Below are 7,234 nucleotides of genomic sequence, written 5' to 3' on the forward strand. Positions count from 1 at the left end.
CCTCGGCTCGCGGTTTATGCTCCACGCTTCCTTCCCACACTCGGTCGCCCTCATGCAGTTGCGCTTCGCTTCATTCGCTGTGGCCAGCTCAAGAGAGGACTTTCACCTCTAGGATGGCGCCCATGCTGGGCGCACAAGTGACTCGCCCGTAAGGGGCGAAACCAGAACTAAAGCCGGCCACCGCCTGGTGGGTTACGTGGCCCTCAAGCTCCGCGGTCGTTTGATCAATCTCGGCTCAGCGCCCCTAACCCACCCTACGAGTGAACCGCCCCGGGCTTCTAGACCTTCTATCATTTCACCGAGGCCTGAACGATTGCCTCGTTACTTCGCGAGAAGGTTTCTCAACATTGACGCAAGGAGAGAACAAATGACGTTTAAGCATGCAATGTTCATTTTGATTTCAACGCTGCTGATGTCAGGGGTACCGGTGCTGGCCAGCGCCGACTCGACGGTAGTAGTGGCAAAGGCTGATCTCAAATGGAAGGACATGGGCAATGGCATAACAGCCGCCCCGGTATCGGGCGATATGGACAAGGGTGCGAGCCGGTTTTTCCTGAAGTATCCGGTCGGCCTGGTGACCCCTAACCATCATCACGACGCGGATCATTACGTCACCCTGGTATCGGGCGCGATCACGCTTACCGTGGAGGGCAAGGCCTACAAGCTGGAGCCCGGGGCCTATTTTGCCCTGACCAACAAGGCGCCTCACGCAGCCAAGGTCGAAGGCCAGGAAGACGCGGTGTTCTTTATCCAGGCGGATGGCCCGTGGAACGTGGTGATGGAACAATAGAGTCAGCAATCAACCTGTCACTGCTTGGTGGATTACGTGGCGCTCAATGGTTTGATCAACCCCAGACCTGCGCCACTCCCCCTACGAAGCAGACTTATACCGGGCTGGCGTCGTACGCCATTTCAGCCCTCTCCCCAACCCCTCGGCTTTAGCGTCCTGCGTCGCGATCCACAGGGATGTGGTGAATGCCGCAAACCCGCCAGGAGCGGGTGCGGCCCTACCTCCCGCACGCGGGTAGAGGGGCTATTAGCGGCCCTACTGTTGCTGCACCCGAATCACCGGCGCAACTTCCACCTGCGCATGCATCTGCTCGATGCCGCCACCCCGCCGCATTCCCCGTACCGGGCAGGCATCCAGATAATCCAGGCCCACCGCCAGCTTCAGATGCCGCTCCGGTTTGACCAGACAGTTGGTCACATCGAAGCTGTACCAGGCATCGTCCAGCCAGGCTTCGGCCCAGGCATGGCTGGCCAGATGCTCCTCGCTGTCGGTAAACAGGTAACCCGACACATAGCGCGCCGGGATGCCCAGGCTGCGGGCGCAGGCGAGAAAGGCGTGGGCATGGTCCTGGCACACACCCTTACCGCCGGCGAAGGCCTCGGCGGCGCTGGTCTCCACCGCGGTGCTGCCCGGCTGGTAGCTGATATGGGCGTTGAGCGCGTGCATCAGGTCGATCAGCCCGCTGCGGCTCTGCCGGCTGTTGCTCTGCAGGCGGGCGAATTCGCGCAGGGCTTCGTCCGCCTCGGTCAAGCGGGTAAAGCGCAGGAACGGCAAGGCGGATTGGCTTGCATGTTCGGTTTCGCGCTGCTCGTCGATCTCCACCTGGCCGCGGGCGCCGATAACGATGGATTCATGGGGCTCATCCAGGGTCAGCACGTGCAGGATATTGCCGTAGGGGTCGAGCTGGGCGCGCACCGGGCGCGGCAGATTCAACTGCCAGCTGAGCACCTGCTGGCGCTCACTGTCATGGGGCGTCAGGCGCAGGTACTGGATGCTGTTGCGCACCTGATCTGCATAGCTATAGGTGGTGTCGTGGCTGATGGACAGTCTCATGCGACCTCCAGATAGGACGTGTGGATGGCTTGGCCCAGCTGCCGCACCAGCAGAATGAAGTCGGTGAGCCAGGCGTGCAGGCCCTCATCGAGCACTTCGCCGATGCTGGTGTAGCGCAGCCGCGCTTCCAGTTCGGCGGCCAGGCGCTGGGCCGGGCGGCCGTTGTCGCCAGGCAGGCTGGCGAGCATCAAGCTGAGTTCGTCCATACAGGCGCGCAGCGAACGCGGCACATCGGCGCGCAACAGGAGCAATTCGCTGACCTTGCGCGTACCCGGCGAGCCGCGGTAGATCTCGGCGAAGGCTTCGAAGGAAGACAGCGCGCGCAGCAAGGCGCTCCACTGGTAGTAGCTGCGCGCCGGGCGGCCGTCGACTTCGTCGATGTCCTCGCCGAGCATCTCGTAGCGCGCATCGAGCAGGCGCAGGGTGTTGTCGGCGCGTTCGATAAAGGTGCCCAGACGGATAAACCGGTAGGGATCACCGCGCATGATGGTGCCGAAGGTGGCGCCGCGGAACAGGTGCGAACGCTCCTTGACCCACTCGCAGAAACGGCTGATGCCGTAACGGCTCAGCCCCTGCTCGGCAATGCCGTGGATCTCCAGCCAGGTGGCGTTGATGTTCTCCCACATATCGGCGGTGATCCGCCCGCGCACCGCGTGGGCATTGCTGCGCGCGGCCTGCAGGCAGCAGTAGATGCTTGCCGGGTTCTGCCCATCCAGGGCGAAGAAATGCAGCATACGCTCGGCATGCAGTGGGCCGTGCAGCGCCTGGTAATCGTCCAGGGTGCCGGTGATCAACAGCGGCAACGCCAGTTCTTCCAGGCCATCGCCGCGCCCGTCCTGGGGCATCAGGGACAGCGAATAGCTGACATCAAGCATGCGCGCAAGGTTCTCGGCGCGCTCCAGGTAGCGCGACATCCAGTACAGATCAGAGGCAGTTCTTGAAAGCATGATTAGTCCTCCACTACCCAGGTGTCCTTGGTACCGCCGCCCTGCGACGAGTTGACCACCAGCGAGCCTTCACGCAGCGCCACCCGGGTCAGGCCGCCAGGTACGATGCGGGTTTCCTTGCCGGAGAGGACAAAGGGGCGCAGGTCGATATGACGCGGCGCGATGCCGTTTTCGACAAAGGTCGGGCAGGTCGACAGGCACAGGGTCGGTTGGGCGATATAGGCTTCTGGCTTGGCCTTGAGGCGCGCGCGGAAGGCCTCGATCTCCGCCTTGCTCGCCGCCGGCCCCACCAGCATGCCGTAACCGCCGGAGCCCTGGGTTTCCTTGACCACCAGCTCGGAGAGGTTGGCCAGCACATGGGACAGATCGGCGGGTTTGCGGCACTGCCAGGTCGGCACGTTCTTCAGGATCGGTTCCTCGTCCAGGTAGAAACGGATCATTTCGCCGACATAGGGATAGATCGACTTGTCGTCGGCCACTCCGGTGCCTATGGCATTGGCCAGCACCAGATTGCCGCTGCGGTAGGTGGACAGCAGCCCCGGTACGCCGAGCCTGGAATCCGGGTTGAAGGCCAGCGGGTCGAGGAAGTCGTCGTCCAGGCGGCGATAGATCACATCCACCTGCTTGGCCCCGGCGGTGGTGCGCATAAACAAGCTGTCGTCGCGCACGAACAGGTCGGCACCTTCCACCAGCTCCACGCCCATCTCGCGGGCGAGGAAGGCATGTTCGAAGTAGGCGCTGTTGAAACGGCCCGGGGTCAGCACCACCACATTGGGGTTATCCAGCGGGCTGGAAGACTTGAGCGTATCGAGCAGCAGACTCGGGTAGTGATCGATGGGCGCCACGCGCTGGGCGGCGAACAGCTCGGGAAACAGGCGCATCATCATCTTGCGGTCTTCCAGCATATAGCTGACGCCGCTGGGGGTGCGCAGGTTGTCTTCCAGCACGTAGTAGCTGCCATCGCCGTCGCGCACCAGATCGACCCCGGCGATATGGGCGTAGAGGTCGCGGTGCAGGTTGAGGCCCTGCATGGCGATCTGGTAACCCTCATTGGCCAGCACCTGCTCGGCGGGAACGATGCCGGCCTTGATGATGCGCTGGTCGTGGTAGAGGTCGGCGAGAAACATATTCAACGCCTGCACCCGCTGGATGCAGCCGCGCTCGACCATGCGCCATTCGCTGGTCGGGATGCTGCGCGGGATGATGTCGAAGGGGATCAGGCGCTCGGTGCCCTGATCATCGCCATACAGGGTGAAGGTGATGCCGGCGCGGTGGAACAGCAGGTCGGCTTCGCGGCGACGCTGGGCCAGCAGCTCGTCCGGGGTGTCCGCCAGCCAGCGGGAAAAGGTTTGGTAATGCGGGCGGACTGCGCCGCTCGCGCCATACATCTCGTCATAAAAGCTGCGGGCCATGCCGTACTCCTTGTCACCCGGACATGGAGTCAGCTTTGCAAGGCCCGAGCCACAATAAAATATCCTTATATTTAAGCTACTTAGATATTAAATAGAGGAAAACCGCACCAGGCCTGAGCGCATTCGTGACCCAGCGGTCGCGCGGCGCGCCATTTTAAGGCGGCTCGCCATGGCTTTCCTGGAAGCCGCCGAGGTATCGCAGCGGGCTTTGCCGCTACACGGCCCAACCCAATCGGCTCGGCACGGGGAAGGGTCAGAGAGCGGCCAGTTGTAGCCAGTGTCGATAAAAACCTTCGGCCACCTTATTCAGTTCGGCCACCTTGGCCGGCAGCTGCTCGAGCATCAGCGCCCTGCTCTGCTGGCTGGGCTGGCTGTCGTCGAGCAGATGGTGCCAATCATCCAGCCATTTGCGCACCAAGGCTTCGTCCATTTCCGGATGGCCCTGCAAGGCAAGGATCTTGTCGCCCCAGGCAAAGGCCTGATTGCTGCACCAAGGGCTGCTGAGCAAGGGCTGCGCGCCCTCGGGCATGGCGAAACTGTCGCCATGCCACTGGAACATCGGGAACTCCCCCGCCAGATGTTCCAACCAGGGGCTGGGCGCGTGCTGGTCGAGGCGCGTGAGGGGCTGCCAGCCGCTTTCGGTATAGCCCATCCGCGTGATGGGCGCGCCCAGGGACTTGGCCAGCAACTGGCCGCCCAGGCAGTGGCCGATCAGCGGAATATCGCGGCGAATAAAATGCTGCAGCGCCGCCACTTCGGTGGCCAGCCAGGGCAAGGGATCATTGACGCTCATCGGCCCGCCCATGATGGCCACGGCCTTGGGCCGGTCCAGGTCGATACCGTCCAGCTCACCCAGGTCGGCGCGCACTACGCGAAACGACTGGCCAGCCTGCTCCAACACCCGAGCCAAGTGGGCCGGCGGACAGTAATCGACGTGGGTGAAAATCAGGATATCGGTCATTGCAAAGCGCCTGCCGGACTTACCGCTGTTCTGCTACGGATAAGCCGGCAAGTCTGAAGTAAAGCGGGGGCTGGGGTCGAGGGGCAAATGGGCGCTGGCGAGGAGCACATCGACCAGCCAGTGGCTGGCCGATGTCAAAACGATCAGGGTTACAGGGCTTTCACTTCCTGGGTTACGCCCCAACCGTCCAGTTTGCCGCCAAGCGGCGCCACGACCGACTCCAGATCATGCTCGAAGTCACCGATGCCGTGGTAGGTCGCAAACATCACTTTACTGACTTGTAAGTGCCACGCACCGTCATCACGCTCGGTCACCTGAGCGTGTAAAGATTCACCACGAAACTTGCGGGTCGCCATGCGGGCCCGTTCCTCGTCCGGGAAGATGGCGTAGAACTCGATTGGATGGAAGCTGGCAAAGTCGAAGCCGCCCTCCTTCATCCGCCGTAAAACCCCGTTACTGACATCATCGTGCAAGGCTGTGCTCATGAAGTGACCTCCTCAGGCGATGGATAAATTCACAGGACGCTAAAAAGAACGAACTGTTAAACGTTTTCCCATTGCAACCGCCAGAGCCTCAGCGGTGTCGCGGCACAAGTTGCTGGGCCGCCCGAGATTCAAGCAAGGAGCTGCTTGAAATGTCATAAGCCAGACCTGAAGCCAGGGCTGGTCGACGCAGGCTTATACAGAACTGATAAGTCGAACGCGTCCTTTGCAGACTAGTCCTATCCACAGGCTTTTGCCCAGCAATACTTGTTAGCCCAAAGCGCAGCACCAAGGCCCGGCCCCATACAGCAGCTTGAATGGCCAGCCACTGACGGCCCCAACCAGAAAGCAATCGCCAACGCCTGACCAAGAGCCCGCCAACACTCTGGCGACAGTTTGTCGGCGCAGCTGGCCTTTTGCCATTTTCTCCGGCAAATTGGCGCTTTCATCGGTCAAGTTATGGGGACTTTGCGCCGATACTGTGAGCAACTCAGCGATTGGAGCTTTGCATGCGACAGGGTTTTCTTGGGCAGTTCCTGCCAACTGATTTGACTGACCAGGCCAGCATTCTGCTGGCCCGCACCCTGGCCTTCAGCGCCCTGTGCAGCGTGGTGATAGGCCTGTACAGCTGCATCAAATGGGGCCGCCTGGGTAACGATGCGCTGATGTACGGCTCGCTGCTGCTGGTGCTGGGCATGCCGCTGATGCTGTTGACCCTGCGCAGCGCACTGTTGCCACTGGCCGTGGTGGCCAATATGGCGATGGCCTGTGTGGCCAGCTACTCGATGATCCTGATCTACCAACTCGGCGGGCTGCACTCGGCGCATATCTACTGGCCGGCGGTGATCATAGTGTTCGCCTACCTGCTGTCCGGCCCGCGCAGCGCCCTGTTCTGGAGCCTGGTCCAGGCGCTGTTCGTGTTCTGGCTGATCCGCCTGGAGCGCACGGGCGCAAGCCTGCCGGTGTTCGAATTGAGCCCGCGGGACGCGGCGGTGAACACCTATTCCGGTTATATCCTGCCGGTGCTGACGGTCTGGCTGGCGCAGTGGTACAGCGCGAAACTGCGCAACCAGGCATTGAGCGACGCCGAGCAGGCGCTGGCCGAGTCCCGCGCCTTCGGCGACAGCGCCGCGCGTAACCAGGAGCAGTTGGCCGGCATGGTCGATGAAGTGCGCAGCAGCGCCGGCGATCTGCTGCAGATGGCCGGACAACTGCAGCAGACCCTGGGCGGCATCCGTCAGCGCTGCCAGAGCATCGACACCGACGTGCAGCAACAGGCCGACGCCATGCAGCACCTCGACCTGGCCCTGCACGAGGTGTTGGAAAGCCTCGCCGCCAGTACCGGGCATATGCAGCAGCTCAGCCAGGACACCCAGCACAGCAGCGGCCAGGTGAATAGCTGCGCGCAACGCATGCAGGAAGCCCAGGCCAGCATGCAAGAGATCCAGCAGAGCAACCTGCGCATCGCCGAATCCATGCAGATGATCAGCGCCATCGCCCAGCAGACCAACCTGCTGGCGCTAAACGCCGCCATCGAAGCAGCCCGCGCCGGCGATCATGGCCGCGGCTTTGCCGTGGTCGCCGATGAG

General features: G+C 62.3%; 7 protein-coding genes. 2 read left to right on the forward strand and 5 right to left on the reverse strand.

All coding sequences use genetic code 11. The features are described from left to right. Window positions 1-367 precede the first annotated feature (367 nt). A complete protein-coding gene (locus Q8Q83_RS06140) occupies window positions 368-790 on the forward strand; it encodes a cupin domain-containing protein (protein WP_305622062.1) in 423 nt (140 codons plus the stop codon). 255 nt (window positions 791-1,045) lie between these two features. Here Q8Q83_RS06140 and Q8Q83_RS06145 read toward each other — a convergent pair whose 3' ends face one another. The 5 genes from Q8Q83_RS06145 to Q8Q83_RS06165 all read right to left on the reverse strand — a co-directional run bounded on the left by Q8Q83_RS06145 (window position 1,046) and on the right by Q8Q83_RS06165 (window position 5,648). Next, window positions 1,046-1,843, reverse strand: a complete 798-nt coding sequence (locus Q8Q83_RS06145; RefSeq protein WP_305622064.1) for a transglutaminase family protein — start codon at window positions 1,841-1,843, stop codon at window positions 1,046-1,048. Then, entirely contained in the window at window positions 1,840-2,790 is a 951-nt protein-coding gene (locus tag Q8Q83_RS06150; protein WP_305622065.1) for an alpha-E domain-containing protein, read from the reverse strand. The genes Q8Q83_RS06145 and Q8Q83_RS06150 overlap by 4 nt, the downstream gene beginning before the upstream one ends. A 2-nt stretch (window positions 2,791-2,792) precedes the next feature. After that, window positions 2,793-4,202, reverse strand: coding sequence for a circularly permuted type 2 ATP-grasp protein (locus Q8Q83_RS06155; protein WP_305622067.1), 1,410 nt, complete (start codon window positions 4,200-4,202; stop codon window positions 2,793-2,795). Window positions 4,203-4,455: 253 nt separating this feature from the next. After that, window positions 4,456-5,163 (reverse strand): type 1 glutamine amidotransferase, encoded by a 708-nt coding sequence (locus tag Q8Q83_RS06160; RefSeq protein WP_305622069.1) that lies wholly within the window; start codon window positions 5,161-5,163, stop codon window positions 4,456-4,458. 149 nt (window positions 5,164-5,312) lie between these two features. Next, window positions 5,313-5,648 (reverse strand): ribonuclease E inhibitor RraB, encoded by a 336-nt coding sequence (locus tag Q8Q83_RS06165; RefSeq protein ID WP_305622070.1) that lies wholly within the window; start codon window positions 5,646-5,648, stop codon window positions 5,313-5,315. A gap of 1,346 nt (window positions 5,649-6,994) precedes the next feature. On the opposite strand from Q8Q83_RS06165, the gene Q8Q83_RS20185 reads away from it, so the two are divergent. Next, on the forward strand, window positions 6,995-7,234 hold a 240-nt coding region (locus Q8Q83_RS20185), incomplete at its 3' end, for a methyl-accepting chemotaxis protein (protein ID WP_371132368.1).

Origin of the sequence: Pseudomonas sp. (assembly GCF_030696055.1) — a bacterium.
In the GTDB taxonomy this organism is placed as follows: domain Bacteria; phylum Pseudomonadota; class Gammaproteobacteria; order Pseudomonadales; family Pseudomonadaceae; genus Aquipseudomonas.